Origin of the sequence: Leptolyngbya sp. NK1-12, from assembly GCF_032598965.1 — a bacterium.
Classification (GTDB): domain Bacteria; phylum Cyanobacteriota; class Cyanobacteriia; order Elainellales; family Elainellaceae; genus Elainella.
In genome coordinates this window covers 4,385,111-4,405,998 of sequence record NZ_CP053586.1, presented here as the reverse complement: position 1 = coordinate 4,405,998, position 20,888 = coordinate 4,385,111, and the positions used below count along the sequence as shown (strand labels likewise).

The following is a 20,888-nucleotide window of genomic DNA, read 5'->3' as shown; positions in this document are numbered from 1 at the left end:
TGTGCCTCTGTGGTTCACCTAACTATTCTCCTAGACCGACGCCTGCTGCCGTTGATACAGCGACCAATACAGTCCCTTTTGATTAATCAACTGCTCATGAGTCCCGCGTTCGACGATTACGCCTTTTTCCATGGTTAGAATCAAATCGGCCTGCTTCAGGGGGGCAAAGCGATGGGCGATCAAAAACATTGTGCGGCCTTTAGAAATCCGCTTCAGGTTTTCTAGCACCTGCTGTTCGGTTTCGGCATCGAGGTGGCTGGTGGCTTCGTCCAGAATCAGAATTGGCGCTTCTGAGAGAAACAGCCGCGCCAAGGTAATCCGCTGTCGCTGACCGCCAGAAAGGGCTGTGCCGCGTTCACCAACGTTGGTTTCGTAGCCATCGGGCAGGTCACAGATAAAGTCATGGGCGACGGCTAAGCGGGCGGCTTCTACGACTTGTTCTGCGGACACGTCTGGATTACCCAGGGTAATATTTTCCAGAATGCTGCCGTTAAACAGAAAGTCTTCTTGCAGAACCACGGCGATCTGAGGCCGCAGTGAGGCGAGATCGGCGCTTTTGATATCGAAGCCATCGATCAAGATCCGGCCCGACTCGGCTGAGTAGAGGCGCTGAATTAATTTCGACAGCGTGCTTTTACCGGAACCGCTGCGTCCGACAATCCCAACAAACATGCCCGGTTCGGCATCGAAGGAAACCCCGCGCAAAATTGGCTCCTGGCTTTCCTTGTAGCGAAAGAATACCTGATCAAACTGAACCTGGCCGCGTAGATTAGGCAGGGTGAGGCCGGTACCGGGTTCGGCTTCGGGAGCCACGTTGAGGATGTCGCCAATTCGGTCAACGGCTAGCAGTACTTCCTGGAGGGTTTGCCAAAGCTGGATCAGGCGCAGCAGCGGCCCGGTTACATGCCCGGACAGCATCTGAAACGCGACTAACTGACCGATCGTCATTTGCTGCTTGATTACCAACTGTGCCCCAAACCACAAAATCAGCAGGGCCGACAAACTGGTGAGAAAATCCCCTAGATGGTTGCTGACATTGGCGGTGGTGCTGGCCTTGAAGCCGGTGCGGACAAAGCGGGCATAGAGTCCTTCCCAACGGTCACGTGAAGCTTTTTCGGCGGCATGAGCTTTGACCGAATGAATGCCGGTGACGGTTTCCACCAAAAAAGATTGACTATCGGCACTGCGGTTAAAGGTTTCGTTCAGCCAGTAGCGCAAAATTGGCGTGGCCAGCAGCGTCAGCACGGCAAACAACGGAATCACCGCTAGGGCTACTGCCGTGAGTTTGGGACTGTAGTAGAACATCATCGCCAGATAGACCACCGAGAAGATGCTATCCAGCACTACGGTCAGGGCTGTACCCGTGAGAAACTGACGGATTTCCTCTAGCTCCTGTACCCGTGCCACCGTGTCTCCCACCCGCCGTGCCTCGAAGTAGGACAGCGGCAGCCGCAGCAAATGGCGAAACAACTGGGCCGATAGCGCCATATCCAACCGATTAGTGGTGTGGGTGAAGATGAACATGCGCAGGATGCCTAGGAACGCCTCGAAGACGGCAACGGCAATCAAGGCAATCGCCATTACATCCAGGGTAGGTAGGCTCTCCTGCACCATCACCTTATCGATGATCACCTGAGTGATAATCGGACTGGCTAAACCGAGAATCTGCAAGGTGAGCGAGGCTAGCAGCACCTCTCCGAGCAGATTGCGGAATTTCCAGACGGCGGGCAAAAACCAGCTCAGGTTGAACTGCTCTTGTTTGTGGATCAGTTCGGCTTGCCAAAGCTGCCCATCCCAGGATTCCTCGACTAGGGGCCGGGGTACGCTTTCACAGGTTTGGTTGGGGTGCATCGGATCGGCGATGATCAGCCGGTCGCCCCGCACGCCGTAAGCCACCACCCAATGTCCAGGCTGTTGCCATTGCAGCAAGGCCGGAAAGGTAATTTGCCGCAAATCAGGCCAGTTGCTCACTAGCAACCGCCGCATCTGCAAGCCCACCTTCTCGCCGGCATCGATCACGTTTTTGGGCCGCTGACCGCGCAACTGTCGCTGCACCCACTCTTGCTGAACGGGCGTTTCCAGATATTGGGCCAGCATCGTCAGACAGGCGGCTGCCGTGTTCAGCCCCGACACAAACGGATAGCCAGTCACCGGCAGCGGTGCATCAGAAAAATCTGGCTGATAGCGCGCGCGCAGCGAGGCCCAGAACTGGGTAATTTCCGGCGTGGCGAAGGCGTCCCAAACGGCGGCATCCCACTCCAACACTACGGCTTCCTTACTGGCGGTGCGGGCTTTCCACAGATCGGTCAATCCCAATAAATCGCCAAACCAATCTCCCGGCTTCAGCACAATTGGCTTACCTTCGGCAGGCACGAGCCGCACATTGCCGGAAACAATCAAAAACTGACTGCCGCCGGTTTCGGTGGACCAGATCACCTCGCCTAATCGATGGTTGTGAGGCTTGGCCTGGTCTTTGAGCTGAATTTGCTGAGCCGCACTCAACCAGCTTAAGGGCGGGCTATCCCAATCAATGCTGGCGAGGAGATCGTTGGTAATCATGTATGCAACCTATATGCACCTATCGTCTAATCGGCAGTCTAATCGGGCACCTGTAGTCGAATCGGGATGGTTTGCATCCTGTCAGCCAACCACTGCTCGAAGATTTCATCTTCTAGGCTTTGTTTGATCTGCGGATCATCCAGCGACGCGGACAAAATCGCTTCCACACGAAACAGCCCCCAACGGCCTTCCATCCCAATTGGACCCACCACATCGCCGGGTTTGGCCAGGTCCATTTCGGCCCGCAGCAGATCGGGCATGGTCCCACGACTGACCGGACCCACCATGCCATTCATGATCCGATCGTCGGTCAAGGAGTACTCTCTGGCAAGCTGCTCAAACGCTGCGCCTTCTTGAAGCTGGGTTTTTAGCTCTTCGGCTAACTCTTTGTCGTCCACAATGATCCGCGACAGCACCACCCGGTCGAGAAACACCTTGCGCTCGATAAAGTATTCCGGTAATTTGGCCGCCGTCACGTCTTCTTTGAGCTTTTTCAGCCGAAAGCTGCCGGCAATTTGATTGTGGAACGCCTCGTAGGTAAGACCATTTTCGGCCAGCCATTGCTGAAACTGATTCGGATCAGTGAGCTGATTATTCAAGCGAAAATCAACCACGGCCTGTTCCACAACTGCCGGATTCACACCAGCATTTTCCTGGGCTTGCAACTCTCGCTCAATCACAAACTGTCGCACAATATCACCGATGAAGGCATCGAGCTTGCGGGTCGCCTGAAGGTAGTTGAGAATTTGCCCAGTGGAAATGGGCTGGTCATCAATAAACAGAAAGGGTTCAGAGGTCACGAGTTCACTAGGATTGATGGACTATGCATCGAGTTCAGCAACCTCATTATGCCCAAACTTACCGAGGCTTCATCCAAACTTTACGAATGGGTTAAGTATGGCAACGGATGAAACAGTTAGGGCAGTCTTAGGGCAGTGACCCTTCAAACGGATGAGCGTGAAAATTTTGAACTTTCTCAAACTATTACGATAAAGTTACGCGGTGCAGAGCCTGGTCCAATCTCCCTGATTGATAAATCTTTATAGCCATGGCGGTTCTAGACGCATTGGCGATTGCCTGCTATCAGGCCCAGTGGCTTCTTGCAGAGTAACCGCTGCTATACAAATTAAGTTGGCCTATTAAGTTGGTCCATTAAGCTGGCCTACGCTGATTCTGATTGGTTGAGTCATCCGCGGAGGCGGGTTTGGTCTGTGTAGGCGCGGCTTCAGCCGCCAGCATCCAGAGTTTGTTAGTCAATCAGCCGATCCCCATTCTCAGCAAATCCTCAAAAAACTTGACCTTGTGCGATCCCAATTCCCCTTAAAATGATGAAACTAATTTTCACTGCTCCCCACCATCTGCCCCGGAGGAATTATGACTCAGCGCCCAATTATCCTCGGCATCGTTGGCGATAGCGCGGCTGGTAAAACCACCTTGACCAGGGGCATTGCTCAGGTATTGGGCGAAGACGATGTAACGGTGATCTGTACTGACGATTATCATCGCTACGACCGCAAGCAACGGGCAGAGATGGGAATTTCAGCCCTGCATCCAGACTGCAACTACCTCGACATCATCCAGCAGCATCTGGGTTTGTTGCGCACCGGCCAACCTATCCTGAAGCCGATTTACAACCACAGTACCGGCAGCTTTGATCCGCCAGAGTATATCAAGCCCAATCGGTTTGTGATCGTGGAGGGGCTACTCGGCTATTCAACTCGCGGTATGCGGGACAGTTATGATATCAAAGTTTATTTGGCACCTCCAGAAGATCTGCGGGCCACCTGGAAAATCAAACGCGATACCCGCAAACGTGGCTACACCGAAGCCGAAGTGATCGAGCAAATCCGCAAACGGGAACCCGACTCGGAAGCCTACATTCGTCCGCAACGGCAATGGGCGGATGTCGTGGTCACCTTCTACCCACCTAACGGCGGCGGTGGCAAGGATGACCTGCTGCTGAATGCAAGTCTGGTGCTGCGTCCTACGATTCCACATCCGGATTTGACCCACATTTTGGGCGCAAACGGCAACCATCTGGGCAATGCAATTCGGTTAGAACTGGATCGGGATATGGGTAAGCCAGTTGATGTATTACAAATCGACGGCCATGCTACCGCTGAGCAGGTGAGAGAACTAGAGCGTGTTCTCTGTAACGAAGTGCCCTACCTCGGCAGGTTTTGCAGCTTAGAAGGAAATCAAGATGTTGGTAAGGTGGTGGGTACTACGGGCGAAACTTTGCAAAGTTATCCGCTAGCGCTGACCCAGCTTCTGATTACTTATCACATCTTGAAGGCGATGAATGTAGGTGAGACTAGCTAAGGGCAGCAGCAGAATTAGAGGCACGGGTCGCGCCATGATAAGCGCCATAATGGCATAAGAACTTTTGGCTGGTCACTCTAGCTCTGTGACGACATTTGTGACGACTTTGCGTTTTGACATTGTTACCCTATTTCCCGATTTCTTTACGTCTCCGCTCAATTCTGGCTTGCTCGGCAAAGCCTTGGCGAAGCAGATTGCCACGGTTAATCTGGTCAACCCGCGCGATTTTACCACCGACAAACACCACAAAGTAGACGATGAACCCTACGGCGGTGGGGTGGGAATGCTGCTAAAACCCGAACCAATCTTTGCCGCAGTCGAATCATTGCCAGTGCTAGCTCCTCGCGAGGTGCTGCTGATGTCGCCCCAGGGGCAACCCATGAATCAGCGCATGTTCCAATCCCTAGCAACAGATGTCCAGCAGGTGGTGATCATTTGTGGCCACTACGAAGGTGTCGATGAGCGGGTGCTGCATTTAGTGACGCAGGAAGTGTCCCTGGGCGATTTTGTCCTCACCTGCGGCGAAATTCCGGCTCTGGCGCTGCTGAATGGCGTGATTCGCCTCCTACCCGGCACGGTCGGAAAGGAAGAATCCCTCAAGCTGGAAAGCTTTGAAGCCGGGCTGCTGGACTATCCCCAATACACCCGCCCCGCCGAGTTTCGCGGCTGGAAAGTACCCGATGTGCTGCTGTCAGGGAATCATCAAGCGATCGCCGAGTGGCGAAAACAACAGCAAATCCAACGCACCCGCGAACGCCGACCGGATCTGTGGCAAACCTGGAAAGAAAACTCTGAGAGTTTTGAGTTTTGAGTTTTAAGTTTTGAGTTGGGTTGGTGCAGCGGCTCAAAAAACTAAAGTCCAGGACTTGTGCCGACAAAGTTACAAAACTACGCACTCTCGGCAGACTGCCCTATCACAGACAACAACTACTGCCACGCCCAGGCTGTGCCCCTAAAACTCAAAACTTAAAACTCAAACCTCAAAACTGCTAGTTGAATTGCCATTGCCTTTAGCGATTTTGATTTGGTTTATAACGCCTTTCTATCAAAACGGTAGGATTAGGCAATTTTCTATAATGTAAAAAACAGGTAACATTGTCTGAGATAACCCTACTAAGCGGCGGCTATTGTGTTTGTTCTTACCGGGTACGACTATTTTCTGGTCTTTATCATTGTTTGCAGTCTAGTGGCTGCGGCAGCCATTATTCTATCTTCGATTTTGGCTCCAAAACGAAAAGGGGTGGAGCGTCGCCTCACCTATGAATCCGGAATGGAGCCGATTGGTGGAGCCTGGATTCAGTTCAACATCCGCTACTACATGTTTGCCTTGGTGTTTGTAGTCTTTGATGTTGAAACCGTCTTCCTTTACCCTTGGGCCGTTGCCTTCCACCAACTGGGGCTGTTGGCCTTTGTAGAAGCGTTAATCTTCATTGCGATCCTGGTGGTTGCCCTCGTTTATGCCTGGCGAAAAGGAGCACTTGAATGGTCATGAATCCTTCCCCTTCCACTTCAGATAATACGTTGCAGCAGTTGCTGAACCCGATTGGGCGACCGGAAGTCACCACAGACCTGTCGGAAAACGTTATTTTGACCACGGTTGACGACCTCTACAACTGGGCACGCCTGTCCAGCCTCTGGCCGTTGCTCTATGGTACGGCCTGCTGTTTTATTGAATTTGCGGCGCTGATCGGCTCCCGCTTCGACTTTGACCGCTTTGGCTTGTTGCCGCGATGCAGTCCTCGTCAGGCAGATCTGATCATCACTGCTGGCACGATCACGATGAAAATGGCTCCGGCCTTAGTGCGACTCTATGAGCAAATGCCTGAGCCGAAATACGTCATTGCTATGGGTGCCTGCACGATCACCGGCGGCATGTTCAGCATGGATTCGCCTTCGGCAGTACGCGGCGTCGATAAGCTGATTCCGGTGGATGTTTACATTCCTGGCTGCCCTCCCCGCCCAGAAGCCATCATTGATGCCATCATCAAGCTGCGCAAGAAGATCTCGAATGAGTCACTGGCTGAACGGGGTGAAGTGGCCCAAACCCACCGCTACTACACCACCAGCCACAATATGCTTTCCGTACCGCTGATCCACGATGGTAAGTATTTACAGCGCAGCGAGCGTCAGGCTCCGCCGAAGGAACTGATGGAAGCAATGGGTATGCCAATTCCTGCGGCTCTAGAGCAACAAACGCAGAAGGAGGAAGTAGACCGTGGCTGATGAGATTCAGGCAAGTGAGAGTCAGATTGTCGAAGCTGGGCCAGTCTCTCGTTGGCTGACCGAAAATGGCTTTGAGCATGAGGCGATGCAACCCGACCACCTCGGCGTTGAAGTGGTGCGGGTGGATCGGGAGTTTCTGCTGCCCTTTTGCACCGCGCTGTACGGCTATGGCTTCAACTACTTGCAGTGCCAGTGTGCTTACGATACGGGTCCGGGTGGTGATTTGGTCAGCGTCTACCACCTGATCAAGGTTTCCGACAGTGCCGATCGGCCCGAGGAACTGCGAGTCAAGGTGTTCGTGCCGCGTGACGATGCCAAAGTGCCGTCGGTCTACTGGATCTGGAAAACTGCTGACTGGCAGGAACGGGAAAGCTACGACATGTACGGCATTGTCTACGAAGGCCATCCCAACCTGAAGCGGATTTTGATGCCTGAAGATTGGGTCGGCTATCCGCTCCGCAAGGACTACATCTCGCCCGACTTCTACGAATTGCAGGATGCCTATTAAGCAGCCCGGGTAGACGTTCAACCCAATTTGCCCTGCTGCTTATTTTTTCTCCTCTCCTTCCCTCTGCCGTTAGCAAGGCTGCTTCTGGTGTAGGCTGAAGAGAGAGGCTTTTTTATTGAAACGTTGATTTAGATCGTATGGACGACAGTTTGTTGCCAATCATATACCTAAGTATTTTCGTGGGTTTATTGGCGTTCGCGGCCTGGTTTCTGTTCCGCCAAATTCTCAAAACCCGCCGCACGGAATCCACCTTATCCCGATTACAAAATAAGCTGAATCAGGAAAAAGGCACTGCAAAGGAATACTATCAACTGGGCAGCATTTTGCTAGATAAGCGCCTCTACAGTCAAGCCATCGCGCAGTTTCAGAAGGCACTAAAAGCCAAAGATCTAGAAGGGGAAGAAAATCAGGCGCTGGTCTACAATGCCCTGGGGTTTTCCTATGCTGCTCAGGAGCAGTTTGACCTGGCAATTCGGCAATACAAAGAAGCTCTACAGCTTTTTCCCGACTATCCGACGGCATTGAACAATTTGGGCTTTGCCTACGAAAAAAAGCAACTCACGACCCAAGCCTTGGAAGCCTACGAAGCAGCCCTACGGATTGACCCGAAAAACTCCACCGCCAAGCGCCGAGCCGACTCCTTGCGCAAACGCCTAGTGCCGTCATCCTAGGCGATATGCCTAACTGTCCCTAGGACTGTTCCCAGGCTAGAACCAGCAGGGCGTTGAGAATGGCTGCCGCTACCGGAGAGCCGCCTTTCCGTCCTTCGACACGAATTTGCGGAACTGCCGTCTGGGCCAGTGCTTGTTTCGATTCCACCACCGCAATAAACCCAACTGGAGCACCGATCACAATCGTCGGTGTTTTTGCGTTATCTGGGGATTGCTGACGGATGGGTTGATGAATTGGCTGATGAATTGGCTGACACTGATTAATTTGCTCACACAAGGCTAACAGAGCCGTCGGCGCATTACCAATCACATAGATTGCCTCCGGAAACTGCTGCCAACAGGTGAGTAATCCAGTTTCCGTCCGGGTTCGCCCCGGTTCGACTACGCTAGCCTGCTCGACGGCAGCAATCACGGGGTTCTGAAAGGTTTTGCCTACTAGCGTTAGAATCCCCTGTTTCACCATTGTCACATCGGTGACAATCGGTACCCCTTTCGCCAATGCAGTAATCGCCCGCTCAATTGCATCCGGACTAAACCGCAGCAGTTCCCTAAACTCAAAATCTGCTGTACTGTGAATTACCCGCCGCACAATTGCGTACTCTTGAGACGTAAAAGTATGGTCGCCAATTTCGCGGTCAATCACCGCAAAGCTTTGCTCCAGAATCGGATGATGTAAAGAAGACACTATAAATTCAACTTACTGAAACTCCATCGTTGGCCAGTTGGGTTCACGGTAGTAGCAGGTCATATCATCAAATTTGCGTAGGTCAGCTCGATGCACCCAGAGATCTTGCGATCCGGATTCTAACCACCATTCGTTTAGCTGAATCAACTGCTGAGTGAGCTGCTCCCGGTCCACCGTTGCAGCTACCTCGCCAAAATAGCCTAAGGTAATGTGAGCGGTAAAGTTGTATTGCTGCTCGATGCCCAGACCGATTAGCTGCGAATTTTGATAGATCATCCGCCGTAGCTCGACGATGCGATTGTAGGAGTCTTCGTCTTTCGGAACTAAGCAAACTCCGATCGCTCGTGTTCGCAGAAACAAGCCAAGCACCTGCCAGTAGATTGGTTTTTCGGCCCGCACCAGCGGCTGACTCTGGCGAAAACTCTCGGCGACTTGGGCATAGAGCTGTGGCTCAAAGTCTGGATTTTCAACCGCATGGCGATAGGCACCGGCCCAAATCAGATCTGCCAGCGTGAAGTGAAAGCTTTTGGCCGGTACAGAAATTACTAGACCCGGTTCAAGCCGCTGTAGAACCTGCTGCTGATACGCTTCCAGGTGTTCATAAAATCTGGCATTTTTATCATCATCTACCCAAGGCGGCGAAATGATGGTATAGCCTGGAAAGGCCGAGGGCCGAATCTCTCCAGTTTCACTTCGGTAGTATTTGGGAGACGGCTGAATGTACTGCACCTGCGTCTGAAAAGCGTCAGGCAGCGTCATCCTTGCCACTCGATTAATGTAAGCCTGATATGTGTCGTCCAACCTTGTTCGCCTCGTGTTCCAATCAATGAACCTCACTAGATTTTTGCAGAAATGCCGTGGGCAAATGGATAGCTAGGCACCGTTGAATCCAGATATAGGCAACTGCAAAAGTCTATTGAGCAACCATCCCTTAATGTAGCGGCAATCGGTCCCCAACGGAGAATTTCAGGCAGGATCGAGATGAGTGAAGAGGGGACGCAAAGATAAAGACGGTTGGGTTTCAGCCTACAGCTTCTATACTTGAGCCTTGGGGTCAGCTCTGCACCAATTTCGCTAATTTTTCCAATCCTGTCAGGATCCTGCTATGTCCATTTATCTCTACTGGGGTGATGATGATTTTGCGATGGAGCGAGCGGTAGCCACCCTGCGTCAGCAATATCTCGACCCGGCTTGGGCCGACTTTAACTACAGCAAAATCACTGCCGATCAAATCGATGCAGTGATTCAGGGGCTAAACCTAGCGGTGACCCCTCCATTTGGAGCAGGCTGTCGATTTGTCTGGTTAGCCGAGACGACCCTGTGCCAGCGCTGTCCAGAAAGTTTGCTGATCGAGCTAGAGCGCACCATCCCGGTCTTGCCAGAGGAAACGGTGCTACTATTCACCACCAGCAGTAAGCCCGATGGACGGCTGAAATCTACCAAGCTGCTGCAAAATCATGCCGAAATCCGCGAATTTAGCACGATTCCGCCCTGGAGTACCGATCAGATTGCCCGTCAGGTTCGTCAAGCTGCTGCTGATCTAAACGTGAAGCTGACCCCTGGAGCTGTTTCTCTCTTAACCGAATCAGTCGGCAACCATTCCCGCCAGCTCTACAGCGAGCTGGAAAAACTGCGGCTCTATGCTGGAAATAGTCAGCGCCCCCTCGATGAGACAGCCGTTGCAGATCTGATCACAACTTCGACCCAGAGCAGCCTTCAGTTAGCGACGGCAATTCGCTTAGGCGATACAGCAAAAGCCCTTAGCCTAGTCAGGGACTTACTCAACCGCAACGAACCAGCGCTGCGCATTGTCCAAACTCTAGTCGGCTATTTCCGCACCCGCCTCTGGGTAAAGCTGATGCTCGAAGCCGGCGAACGCAACGACCGAGAAATTGCTCGTCTGGCTGAGGTGAATAACCCCAAACAAATCTATTTTCTGCAACAGGAAGTAAAACCGATTCCCCTTGCTGCCCTGCTGCAAGCACTGCCGATGCTATTGGAGTTGGAGTTTCGCCTCAAATCGGGAGCCGATACGTTAGAAACATTGCAAGTTAAGGTGATTGAGCTTTGTCAGCTCTATGACAAAGCTAGATAATCGGACTGACACAGAATCCTATGAATCCTATATAAGTAGGTAGGCTAAATTAATCTTCGCTCCACAATGCCGGGTCTCGACTCCGCTCAACCCTCTGCTTCCCGAAACGTTGCGCATTGAGCGGAGTCGAAATGCGTCTTCTCAATCATTGCGCCCACCTACTTAGACTCTGGTCTACTGATTACCGCAAAGCTTGCTTCAGAATTCAGAAAAATTCCGACTCCTGACTCCTAACTTCTGACTCCTGATTCCTTCCTACTGAACCACCGTTAAGCTGGGCTTTCATCGCGGCCAATTCTGCATCAACGCTGCCGCTTTCGATCGCTCGAAATTTTTTCTCTAGCTCGCCGCCGGAATTCAGCTCTGCTGCTACTTCGGCTTGGGCTTCTAGTTGCAGTACTTTTTGCTCCATCCGGTCAAAGGCGGCCATCGCGTCTCGTGTGCCTACCCGGCCCATCATTTCGTTGAGTCGCTGCGAAGCTTGAGCCGAACGGGCGCGAGCGATATACATATCTTTTTTAGTTTTGGCTTCGGCTAGCTTGCTCTCTAGCGTCCGCATGTTTTGCTTGAGTTGAGTAACAATGCCCGTCTGCTGTGTGACTTGAGCTTGCAGGGCTTGGGCCGTTTCTTGTAAAGCTTTGCGACGGCTAAGGGCATCCCGCGCCAGCAGTTCATCGCCTTTTTGCAGCGCTAATTGAGCACGGCGATACCATTCTTCTGCGTTGGTTTGAGCTTGAGCACACTGCCGCTCAGTGCGTTTTTGGGTCGCAATTGCTTGGGCGACGGCTTGCCGCAGTTTAATCAAATCGTCCTGCATATCCAGCACCGTCTGCTCCAGAATTTTCTCTGGATCTTCGGCTTGGCTGATCAGACTGTTGAGGTTCGCACGAACCACTCGCCCAAGTCGATCGAACAATCCCATAGCAGACTCCGCTCAGCAATTACGTTAGGTGCAAAACGTTCAGTGCCGCAACACAGGAAACAGGATGCCCTAATTTAAGCACCCTCAAGCCTATGGTATCGCACTTACTAGAGCCAAGTGGAGTCAGCAGCAGAGAACCAAGCCGAATCGGTCGATGACCAGCCAAGTTTAATAACTGTTAATAACTGTTAATAACTGTCCTCACCCGGAACTTGGTCGCCACTGATGTCGGTGGCAGCTTGGGCTAGAGCAGCGAGACGAATTGCTTGCCAATGACAGAAGAGTTCTCGTCCGCGCAGGTCACTCGTGCGATAGCGCTGAATCGCTCGCTCTAACTCTTGTGGGGTTTTGGGAACGGGAACGGTACCAATGTGTTGCATCACGATTGACCCTCACTAGGTAACTGGACTGACGGTGGACGCCTCAGCGCCTCTTCGCCATCCGAATATCTCCTATTCTCGTCCCGATCAAGAGTAAATGTAGTTAAAGATACAGTTTTTTATGTTGAAGTTTATCTGAAGTTCAGGCAGCTAGGTCCGCAAATACCTCCTTGACAGCCGGATGAACCAGCCGGTGATCCTGGACATTTACGCCTTTGGCTAAGGCCAGATCGCGTTCTAATGCCTGAATTCCTTCATTGGCCAGTTTCAAAACATAAGGAAAGGTGCTGTTGTTGAGCGCTTGGGTAGCGGTCCAGGGAACAGAACCGGGCATATTGGGCACACCATAGTGGACGACGCCCGCTTCTACATAAGTGGGATGAGTATGAGAAGTTGGATGCAGCGTCTCGATGCATCCACCCTGATCAACTGCCACATCTACAATCACTGAACCTGGACGCATTTGTTCTACTAGCTGACGCGACACTAAGATCGGCGCTCGCCGTCCCGGAACCAGCACCGCTCCAATCAGCAAATCGGCTTCTGGCACCACGGTTTCTATTTGTGAGGCATTGCTGTAGAGTAACTCCACCCGTGAGCCGAACAGGGTCTCCAAATAGGCCAGCCGCTCCAGATTGATATCTAAAATCTGCACCTGTGCCCCTAAACCCACAGCCATTTTTGCTGCCTCGGTGCCAACTACGCCGCCGCCCAAAATCACCACCTTTCCTGGCCGCACACCTGGTACACCGCCCAGCAAAACGCCGCGCCCTCCCTGCTGCCGTTCCAAAAACCGTGCCCCAAATTGCACCGAAAGCCGTCCGGCAATAATGCTCATTGGAGTTAAAAGTGGCAAGCTGCGGTTTTCCAGCTCTACCGTTTCGTAGGCAATAGCCGTGACGCCAGAATCAATCAAATGCTCGGTCAAAGGTCGATCTGCTGCCAGGTGCAAATAGGTGAATAAAAGCTTGCCCTTTTGCAAAAACTCATACTCCGGCGCGAGCGGTTCTTTCACCTTAATTACTAGGTCTCGATTCCAGGCTGCTTCAGCCGTTGTGACAATTTTGGCACCTGCTTGAATGTAGTCGGCATCGGTGAACCCTGCCCCCAGCCCTGCTTTTGTTTCAACAAAAACCGTATGGCCGTGATCCGACAAACTCCTGACGCTGCTAGGACTCAACCCAACCCGAAACTCTTGATCTTTAGTTTCTTTGGGCACACCAATTTCCATACCGATACCTCATCACTCTTCTGTTACCAATGGGGTTAAGCTATGCAAGTTAAAGCACTTTAGCTGCTTCCCCTCCATCTCTAGCTTAAATCGCCCGATCAATTCGGTTCGTAAAGAGCAACAATTCCCACCGAGGGGGATAGCCTCCAACTGTAGTCAGATTCAGAGCTGCGTCGTTAAGATACCTTGGTGTTGACGAACCCTAGCAGCAGTGGTAGGCTGCATCTTATTGAGAAAACGCACGCCAGCTTTGGCCAGGCTTTGGTTTACCAAATTTGGTTGACCGGCCCAGTCAGGTGGGTTTGGTGGGAGGTATAGCTGTACAGTCAGAACCTATCTGAATCATCCGAGTTTTTAATTGCAAAATCCTTTGGGGGTCTGGGTAGGTAATAAGGTCTGGGTAGGTAGTAAGGTAGTGTAGCGTCATGCTATCCGGTACAAGGTGTGAGGGGGAGTTGGGGGCTGATATTCGTTACACTGTTGCTGATCCTTGTTGAGTGCCCCTCTCAAATTGACCCCAAATGTACCTAAGTGTGCAGTGACGGCAGTTGCAGCCCTTCTGACCTTTGATTGCTTCTAGCAGAACCTAAAGACATTGGACCAGCAGTAGCAGCAGTTTTGGTCTGGTTCCTTTGGCCATCCTTTGGGTTCAATACAGCTGTGCGTATTTTAGGTTAGTAAACGCTAGAGCAAGTAGATGGGGGAGCAGCGATGGTAGTACTCAGCAAGCACAATTTGCGTAATTTGATTTCACCTCTTCTAGCCTCTGTCTAGACACTCTATCCGTAGATAGGATGCGTAGATGCACGGGCTGATTACGCTGAAGCTAGTCAACAATATTGTCTTTGTTCAGCCTCATTGCTAACCCATCTGGAAAAGTCTGTAATCAAAGTCCGCAAAACATTTTTTCAAAAGTGCAGCTTTTGTTGCATACGCAATTTCAGTTAGTGGGTACGCTCAAGAAAGCTATCTTTACTTTCCCTTAACCCAAATTACTTACGCTGATAGCTTTCCAGGGATTTAGTTAGCATCAGTTTGGATTAGAAAAATGGATTTGCTAGAGTATCAAGCCAAGGAATTATTCCGTCAGATGGGCATTCCAGTTTTGCCCTCCCAGCGCATTGATCATCCCACCGACTTGAAGGGATTGAGAATTCCTTTCCCGGTTGTTCTCAAGTCGCAGGTGTATACGGGAGCGCGGGGCAAACTGGGCGGAATTCGCTTCGTTGAAAATACAATCGACGCGATTGCGGCAGCTCAAGCAATTTTCCATCTGCCGATTATGGGCAAGTATCCAAAGGTGTTGCTGGCAGAGGCAAAGTACAATCCCGAACGAGAATTTTATTTAGCTGTTACTCTGGATCCTTCTAGCCGTCGGCCTCTGCTGTTGGGGTCTCAATTTGGTGGGATTGATGTCGAATCGTCCCTCAAGCATATGCGGCAGGTAGTGGTTGATCAAGAATTCTCGCCCTTCTATGCCCGTCGTCTAGCGCTGAAAATGGGCCTACAAGGAAATCTGATGCGCTCGGTCAGTGCTCTAGTTGAAAAAATGTATCATCTGTTTGCTGAGCGAGACCTGGATCTAGTTGAAATCAATCCATTAGCTGTCAGCAGCAGCGGTGAGTTAATGGCGCTTGATGGCAAAATCACTGTCAACGATGCCGCCCTAGGACGCCAGCCTGACTTGGCAGCCTTGTTAGCGACCATCCCCACCCAAGCCGGTCTACCAGTTTCTGATCTGAATTGGGTGGCCCGTGAAGGCAATATTGGTGTGCTGTGCAACGGAGCGGGGCTAACAATGGCAACCCTCGACCTGCTGCACAAAGCCAAAGGCAAACCAGCCAGTTTCGTTGATCTGGGCGCAGATTATCGCCAGTGTGCCTCTACCAGCGATCTACAAGACCGGCTGAAGCAGGGACTCGACCTGTTGATTCAGGAGAAGGGCGTTAAGGTCATTTGTATAAACCTGGTGGGTGGGGTAGTTTCCTGCCTGCAAATTGCTGAAACGATTGCCTCTTGGTTAAAATGGCAGCCAGCTAATCGGCAATTGCCGACTTTGGTCGTGCGGCTGGTGGGAGATCAGTTTCCTGCGGGTCGTGGGCTATTGGCAGCAATGGATATACCAGTGTACGAGTCAATGGATGATGCTATTGCTGAAACGGTTGGCCTCACTGCTGCCACTGCTGCCAAGCCGGGGAAGCCGCCTTCCTTGCTGCTCGCATCTGCCTGAGGTGTAAAGTTGTCTGTTTACCATGAATTTCACTGCCGATAGTAAAGTGCTGGTTCAAGGAATTGCTGAAGCACTTGGCTCTTTACATGTGCCGATTATGCGGGCCTATGGAACGTCAATTGTGGCAGGCGTCAGCGCGGGCTATGGCGGTACAACGGTTGAAGACATCCCCGTCTTCGATTTGGTGGAACAGGCTTTGGATATCACTGACCACATTGATACAACTGTAATTTTCGCCCCTCCCTATGAAGTGTTAGATGCGGCGTTAGAAGCGATGGCCGCTGGAATTCGACAGCTAATTCTGATTACAGAAGGAGTGCCGCCCTTGGACATGGTGCGGCTTTTGCGGGAGGCGGAAGCCACAGAAACGCTGGTGGTTGGCTCTAGCAGCCCTGGGGTGATCGTGCCCGACCAAATTTTGCTAGGCACCCATCCTCCCTACTGCTACATGTCTGGCCCTGTAGGTCTGATTAGCCGCAGTGGTACCCTTACCTACGAAGTGGCATTAGAGCTGACACGGGCTGGGCTAGGTCAATCGATTGCGGTTGGAATCGGCGGCGATCGGATTCATGGCTCTTCGTTTCAGCAATGGCTACAAATCCTAGAAGAAGATGACTGCACTGAAGCGATTGTGCTAATCGGTGAAATTGGTGGCGATAGCGAAGAGCAGGCCGCCCTTTACATCGCTGAAACTATCGATAAACCTGTGGTTGCTTACATTGCTGGTACAACTGCTCCGAAGGAACAGATCAGCAGCCATGCCGGGGCCATTATTGCATCTCAAATTGCTGGGTTGGGGGCAGAAATTGGTACTGCTACCAGCAAGCTAGCCGCCTTTAAGCAAGCAAAAGTTCCTGTCGCCGATCGCCCCTCCAAAATTCCTAAATTAGTTGAGCAAGCGTTGGCTAAGAGCCGCACCGAATGATTCAGCTTCAGCTTCGCAGTTCAGGAGAACACAGGCGCTGCGAACAGCGGATTGGGCAGTGGGGTATGCAGCAGAGTTTGAGCGGGGCGATAGTGAGACGAGACGGTGTAGTCGCCTGCAGTAAATTCACCATAGTCGGCCAAATTATCTAATCCGACTAAACCGAGCAAAATTTCAGCCGTTAGCCAGACCGTTAGCTTGATCACCATCTTGCCCCACTTGACTTGCATGACCGTTGCCTCAATCAGCTCATCTTCTGAAGACTTATAGGCCCGACGCTGCAAAATTATGCAGTGATTGGGATGGAAGGTGGGATGGAAGGGCAAAATCAGTTGACTCCAAACTATCGGTCGCCGCAACAATTGGCTCAATGGCAAAACTGTACGGCACGGTATTGTCTCTAGCGGAAATAGTGAGCAGCTGATAGACCAAAGCCGCAATCGAGCTGATAAACACTAGCCCTAGCAAGATCACCAAAATCCGTTCGGTCGTTGAAGAGTCCATAGGAATTTCCTGCTGCTTCCTGCAATGAGCCTATGGAAGATTCCACAGCAAGAAGTAGCCCGCTTCCGGACGGACTTATACCAATTCTTAGTTTTAAGTTTTGGCTTCCGGTGAGTCAGCCGAACCGAGTTTTGAATTACGGAAGCTGCATACCGCAACCCATCGAATGCTGTAATCTGTAGCCCGATTAAAGGGAAATGGTATTATACCAAATCCGACTAAACGCCCTAAATTTAAATGCCGCGTTGTACGGGCGTTTCGCCGAAACGCCTCTACGCGAACTCTGGCTGATCAACCGGATTTGATATGACTCAAACGAACAAAAACACAATTACTGGGCAACGCCCTTGCAATGCTTCAGCCTGCAATCGATGCTTCAACGGCGGCTTGAATCCGCTGAATCTGTTCCTGAAGGCCATCGCGGTTGAGCCGATAGCTGAGGGGATGGGCAATCAGGCGAGCCGTGCTGTCAAAAATTTGCTCAATTTCAATTAGATTGTTTTCCTTCAAAGTGCGACCTGTGGCAACTAAATCCACAATTGCTTCTGACATGCCGGTAATTGGCCCCAGCTCGACTGAGCCATAGAGAGGCACAATTTCCACAGGCAGCTCCAAACTTTGAAAGTATTCATGGGCGCACTGAACAAATTTGCTAGCGACGCGACTGTGGGGCGGCAGTTCCACTGCAGACCGATAAGGACTACTAGCCTTGACTGCCACGGACATACGGCAATGGCCATACCCTAGATCGATTAAATGAGCCACCTGAGACCGTTTCTCTCGCAAAATGTCATAGCCGACAATGCCGAGCTGGGCCTGCCCATACTCAACATATACCGGTACATCGGTATTGCGCACGAGTAATGCTTTGGCTTGATGATCAGTGTCCCAGATTTCCAACTGGCGGTTAGACGAATCTAAAAAGGCGCTAAAGTCTAGACCGATTGATTTGAGCAAACGAATACTGTCGGCTAATAATCCGCCCTTGGGCAAGGCAACGGTAATCATAGTTTTAGTCAGTTCCTACATAGCAGCGTAACAGCACTAAAATAACCATCCCTGTAGAGGGTGTTCGGCGTCAATTCTGGTCGTCAATTCTGGCTAGAGGTGGACAAGATGCTTGTGCGCCGCACCCATCCTGGAAAGGTGTTCGTTTAGCTGATTGTTTAATTGGGTCGTATGACCCACCACCACAGATTTAGCGTTTTGCGGATTATTTTAGATTGCTCTGACAAAAATTCTATTTACCTACGCTACATATAGCGTTTGCTTGCTGATATAAAAATATCTACCTCTATATATAGGAATTTCTATTACTTAACAGCCTTATTTTCTGCTGCTTGGTGTGGATTAAGAGTAACACCATATCGTGAGTTTTAATCATGGCAGACTTAAACAAAACGCTGCATGTAGAGCGGCTTCCAAAGCTTACCTAATTGCAGAGCTAGGGAGGGGCTAAGGCCGTTGTCCACACTAGAAATGATTTTTCTACCGTCAAAAAGTTGCGCCTTAAATTAAATTGTGATATTCGTAGAATAAACCTAGATCAATAACGAATTGCTCTTTCAGGACGTGTTGGAAAGTCATTTGGAAGCCGTTTCTTATTCAATCTAGGTTTTTGGGATTGCCGACTGCTTCTCAGGTATGTCAGTGAGTTTAGGTTCTAGCATCAAGAATCTAAATGCTCAAGCAAATAGACCGTTAGCTGCCCAAATGCAAGATTATGCGTTAAGTCAGAAATCCCGCCTGAGATAGAAAATTCGGTTGAGCCTCAGTGATGCCAATCTAGGATTGGCTGAGTGCTTGTCCAAAGCTTCTTCTGGGTTTGTCAAAAGGGCTATGCCATTGCGCATATTCAAGCATTGTGTGAAATTGCTGACGCTGCTATTGATTCACTGCTTAAGGTTTCAGAATGGTCGGGCTGTGGTAAAGCTACGAAAAATTCTTGAATGGCTAGCTGGCACTGAAGTTGCATTTTGCCTACCTCAATTACTGGCTTTAGCTAAGTTGCTCTATTGATTTACTTTGAATAAACGAACTGATAAGGCGCAGTGAATTAGCGCAGCAGTTTTGTTCGCATTCAGGTATCTATACGGCAATCTAAAGTAGAGTTAGCTGAGTTTAGGGATTGAGAATTTCCTGTTAGCTACTAGCTAATTCTCTGAAGAATTGCCCAGGGCGTGATCGCTAGTTTTACTTCACAGCAATTGTGTCGCTTCAATGATTGAAACTATTTCTCTCGCTAGATTTTTAGCTCCTAGATTTAGCGTAATTAGCAAAATTTGAAGCGAACTAGACCACAAATGTTGAATTTTTTGATCTACTTCAGATTTAATCATGCTAAATTTGAAGCAGCAGAGAAAAATCAATCTTCTATTCTCTGTTTTTCCATAAAACTACTCACAACTGCTCTGATTTTCTAACTGAATTGGTCTGTCGGGTATAAAACACTTGGATTTTCAAGAGCGGAGTGTGAACTATCTAAACTGCATAGTTTGATCGGCGATCGATGAGCAGTTTCAGTATGGAAACGTTACCCACTATTTGAGGAGAAGAAACCTATGGAATCACTTGCTTATCTCCAAGTGACTCAAGAGCACGAAAATCTTGAGGATAAGGAGCTAACGCTTGAGGCTTTGAATGCAATTAGAATGTCGGGCAAGGTGACAGGGACGCTTTTGGGAGTTGCAGGGGCTGCCATTGCTGTAGGCGTGGCAACCGATGCTCCAGCTCAGGCTTATGGCTATAGCCATGACTATGGCTGCGGTGACTACTGTGGACCTACCTTCGTCGGTGGCGGCTACCTAGTGACGTCCTACCAGACCTACAACGTCTCCTTCAAGTCCTACAAGGACGATTGCTACGACCACTACTGCGGCGGCGGCTATCCTGTCAGCCACGGCTGCTACGACTACTGCGGCGTTAGCTATCCCAAGCACGACTCTTGCTACGACTACTGCAAGGATGACTATTATCCAGTTAGCTACGACTATGGCTATGGCGGCGGTTGTGGCGACTACTGCGGCGGCGGTTATCCAGTTAGTTACGGCTATGGCGGTGGCTACGGCTATGACTATGGCTATGGTGGTGGCTATGGCGGCGGCTGCCATGACTACTGCGGCGTTTCCTACGGCTACAGCACCTACGACATTCAGGTTGCGCTGAACTACGCTGGTTTCCACGTGGCGGTTGATGGTGTCTTCGGTCCGGAAACTCAAGGTGCCGTTGTTGCCTTCCAACACGCCGTAGGGCTGGTACCTGATGGCATTGTAGGCCCAGCCACTGCCAGCGCTTTAGGACTCTACTAGGGGTAGTAATCGAGTCATCTAGGCTGGTATTTCAACAGATTGTTCTCAATTTGTCAAGTCTAAACTGAAAAACTGGCTGTGAGGGTGGCATTGCTCTCACAGCTTTATCCGATCCAGGAAATAGAGCGAGTTTATTGGACTAGTTATTTCAATTGCTTTGATTGAAGCTTTGATCTTCGCATCTACCTGGTTCAATAGTGAGGTAAAGTTTAGCTCTAATCAATTAGTTTTGGTTAGAGGTGAGTTGATGGCTTTACCTCACTTTCCTGTACTTATTTTCTGAACTCAATTTCTGAGGTTTAAGCAATTTCTGCTATTTCAAAGT

20 protein-coding genes are annotated in these 20,888 nt (G+C 50.7%); 10 read left to right on the top strand and 10 right to left on the bottom strand.

From position 1 onward, the window contains the following. Window positions 1–30: 30 nt before the first annotated feature. Together HJG54_RS18795 and HJG54_RS18790 are read right to left on the bottom strand one after the other, a co-directional pair. Entirely contained in the window at window positions 31–2,559 is a 2,529-nt protein-coding gene (locus HJG54_RS18795; protein WP_316430615.1) for a type I secretion system permease/ATPase, read from the bottom strand. A gap of 38 nt (window positions 2,560–2,597) precedes the next feature. Beyond that, window positions 2,598–3,359, bottom strand: a complete 762-nt coding sequence (locus HJG54_RS18790) for a peptidylprolyl isomerase (RefSeq protein ID WP_035997465.1) — start codon at window positions 3,357–3,359, stop codon at window positions 2,598–2,600. Between the two features lie 574 nt (window positions 3,360–3,933). Here HJG54_RS18790 and HJG54_RS18785 point away from each other — a divergent pair. From HJG54_RS18785 to HJG54_RS18760, 6 genes are all read left to right on the top strand, one after another. Then, on the top strand, window positions 3,934–4,881 hold the full coding sequence (locus tag HJG54_RS18785; protein ID WP_316430613.1) for a phosphoribulokinase: 948 nt from the start codon (window positions 3,934–3,936) through the stop codon (window positions 4,879–4,881). 97 nt (window positions 4,882–4,978) lie between these two features. After that, a complete protein-coding gene (gene trmD / locus HJG54_RS18780) occupies window positions 4,979–5,692 on the top strand; it encodes a tRNA (guanosine(37)-N1)-methyltransferase TrmD (RefSeq protein WP_316430611.1) in 714 nt (237 codons plus the stop codon). A gap of 318 nt (window positions 5,693–6,010) precedes the next feature. Next, the gene (locus HJG54_RS18775) at window positions 6,011–6,373 is read left to right on the top strand and encodes an NAD(P)H-quinone oxidoreductase subunit 3 (RefSeq protein ID WP_316430609.1); all 363 of its coding nucleotides are present in this window, start codon (window positions 6,011–6,013) and stop codon (window positions 6,371–6,373) included. Beyond that, entirely contained in the window at window positions 6,364–7,104 is a 741-nt protein-coding gene (locus tag HJG54_RS18770; RefSeq protein WP_035997458.1) for an NADH dehydrogenase subunit K, read from the top strand. The genes HJG54_RS18775 and HJG54_RS18770 overlap by 10 nt, the downstream gene beginning before the upstream one ends. Beyond that, window positions 7,097–7,612 carry an NAD(P)H-quinone oxidoreductase subunit J gene (locus HJG54_RS18765; RefSeq protein WP_316430608.1) on the top strand — a complete coding sequence of 172 codons (516 nt, stop codon included), beginning with the start codon at window positions 7,097–7,099 and terminating at the stop codon, window positions 7,610–7,612. Before HJG54_RS18770 ends, HJG54_RS18765 begins: the two co-directional genes overlap by 8 nt. A 137-nt stretch (window positions 7,613–7,749) precedes the next feature. Further along, complete coding sequence (locus HJG54_RS18760; protein WP_316430606.1) at window positions 7,750–8,283, top strand: tetratricopeptide repeat protein; 534 nt, start codon at window positions 7,750–7,752, stop codon at window positions 8,281–8,283. A gap of 19 nt (window positions 8,284–8,302) precedes the next feature. Here the strand turns inward: HJG54_RS18760 and HJG54_RS18755 are convergent, their stop codons facing one another. After that, the gene (locus tag HJG54_RS18755) at window positions 8,303–8,968 is read right to left on the bottom strand and encodes a cobalt-precorrin-8X methylmutase (RefSeq protein WP_316430605.1); all 666 of its coding nucleotides are present in this window, start codon (window positions 8,966–8,968) and stop codon (window positions 8,303–8,305) included. Window positions 8,969–8,980: 12 nt separating this feature from the next. Continuing rightward, the gene (locus HJG54_RS18750; RefSeq protein WP_316430604.1) at window positions 8,981–9,769 is read right to left on the bottom strand and encodes a DUF1868 domain-containing protein; all 789 of its coding nucleotides are present in this window, start codon (window positions 9,767–9,769) and stop codon (window positions 8,981–8,983) included. Between the two features lie 304 nt (window positions 9,770–10,073). Between HJG54_RS18750 and holA the strand changes: the two genes are divergently transcribed. Next, window positions 10,074–11,063: a DNA polymerase III subunit delta gene (holA, locus tag HJG54_RS18745; protein WP_316430602.1), complete on the top strand. Its 990-nt coding sequence runs from the start codon at window positions 10,074–10,076 to the stop codon at window positions 11,061–11,063. Window positions 11,064–11,268: 205 nt separating this feature from the next. Here holA and HJG54_RS18740 read toward each other — a convergent pair whose 3' ends face one another. The 3 genes from HJG54_RS18740 to ald all read right to left on the bottom strand — a co-directional run bounded on the left by HJG54_RS18740 (window position 11,269) and on the right by ald (window position 13,596). Next, complete coding sequence (locus tag HJG54_RS18740) at window positions 11,269–11,985, bottom strand: PspA/IM30 family protein (protein ID WP_316430600.1); 717 nt, start codon at window positions 11,983–11,985, stop codon at window positions 11,269–11,271. A gap of 188 nt (window positions 11,986–12,173) precedes the next feature. Next, window positions 12,174–12,365: a hypothetical protein gene (locus HJG54_RS18735; RefSeq protein ID WP_316430599.1), complete on the bottom strand. Its 192-nt coding sequence runs from the start codon at window positions 12,363–12,365 to the stop codon at window positions 12,174–12,176. 142 nt (window positions 12,366–12,507) lie between these two features. Then, on the bottom strand, window positions 12,508–13,596 hold the full coding sequence (gene ald / locus HJG54_RS18730) for an alanine dehydrogenase (protein WP_316430597.1): 1,089 nt from the start codon (window positions 13,594–13,596) through the stop codon (window positions 12,508–12,510). 1,048 nt (window positions 13,597–14,644) lie between these two features. Here ald and HJG54_RS18725 point away from each other — a divergent pair. Together HJG54_RS18725 and HJG54_RS18720 are read left to right on the top strand one after the other, a co-directional pair. After that, on the top strand, window positions 14,645–15,826 hold the full coding sequence (locus tag HJG54_RS18725) for a succinate--CoA ligase subunit beta (protein ID WP_316430596.1): 1,182 nt from the start codon (window positions 14,645–14,647) through the stop codon (window positions 15,824–15,826). Window positions 15,827–15,848: 22 nt separating this feature from the next. Then, window positions 15,849–16,751 (top strand): succinate--CoA ligase subunit alpha, encoded by a 903-nt coding sequence (locus HJG54_RS18720; RefSeq protein WP_316430594.1) that lies wholly within the window; start codon window positions 15,849–15,851, stop codon window positions 16,749–16,751. Between the two features lie 20 nt (window positions 16,752–16,771). Here HJG54_RS18720 and HJG54_RS18715 read toward each other — a convergent pair whose 3' ends face one another. The 3 genes from HJG54_RS18715 to hisG form a co-directional block, all read right to left on the bottom strand. Next, complete coding sequence (locus HJG54_RS18715) at window positions 16,772–16,981, bottom strand: hypothetical protein (RefSeq protein WP_316430592.1); 210 nt, start codon at window positions 16,979–16,981, stop codon at window positions 16,772–16,774. A 34-nt stretch (window positions 16,982–17,015) separates the two neighbouring features. After that, a complete protein-coding gene (locus HJG54_RS18710; protein ID WP_316430590.1) occupies window positions 17,016–17,255 on the bottom strand; it encodes a hypothetical protein in 240 nt (79 codons plus the stop codon). Window positions 17,256–17,612: 357 nt separating this feature from the next. Next, window positions 17,613–18,263 (bottom strand): ATP phosphoribosyltransferase, encoded by a 651-nt coding sequence (gene hisG, locus HJG54_RS18705; RefSeq protein WP_316430589.1) that lies wholly within the window; start codon window positions 18,261–18,263, stop codon window positions 17,613–17,615. Window positions 18,264–19,816: 1,553 nt separating this feature from the next. On the opposite strand from hisG, the gene HJG54_RS18700 reads away from it, so the two are divergent. Next, complete coding sequence (locus HJG54_RS18700; RefSeq protein WP_316430587.1) at window positions 19,817–20,563, top strand: peptidoglycan-binding domain-containing protein; 747 nt, start codon at window positions 19,817–19,819, stop codon at window positions 20,561–20,563. Window positions 20,564–20,888 lie beyond the last annotated feature (325 nt).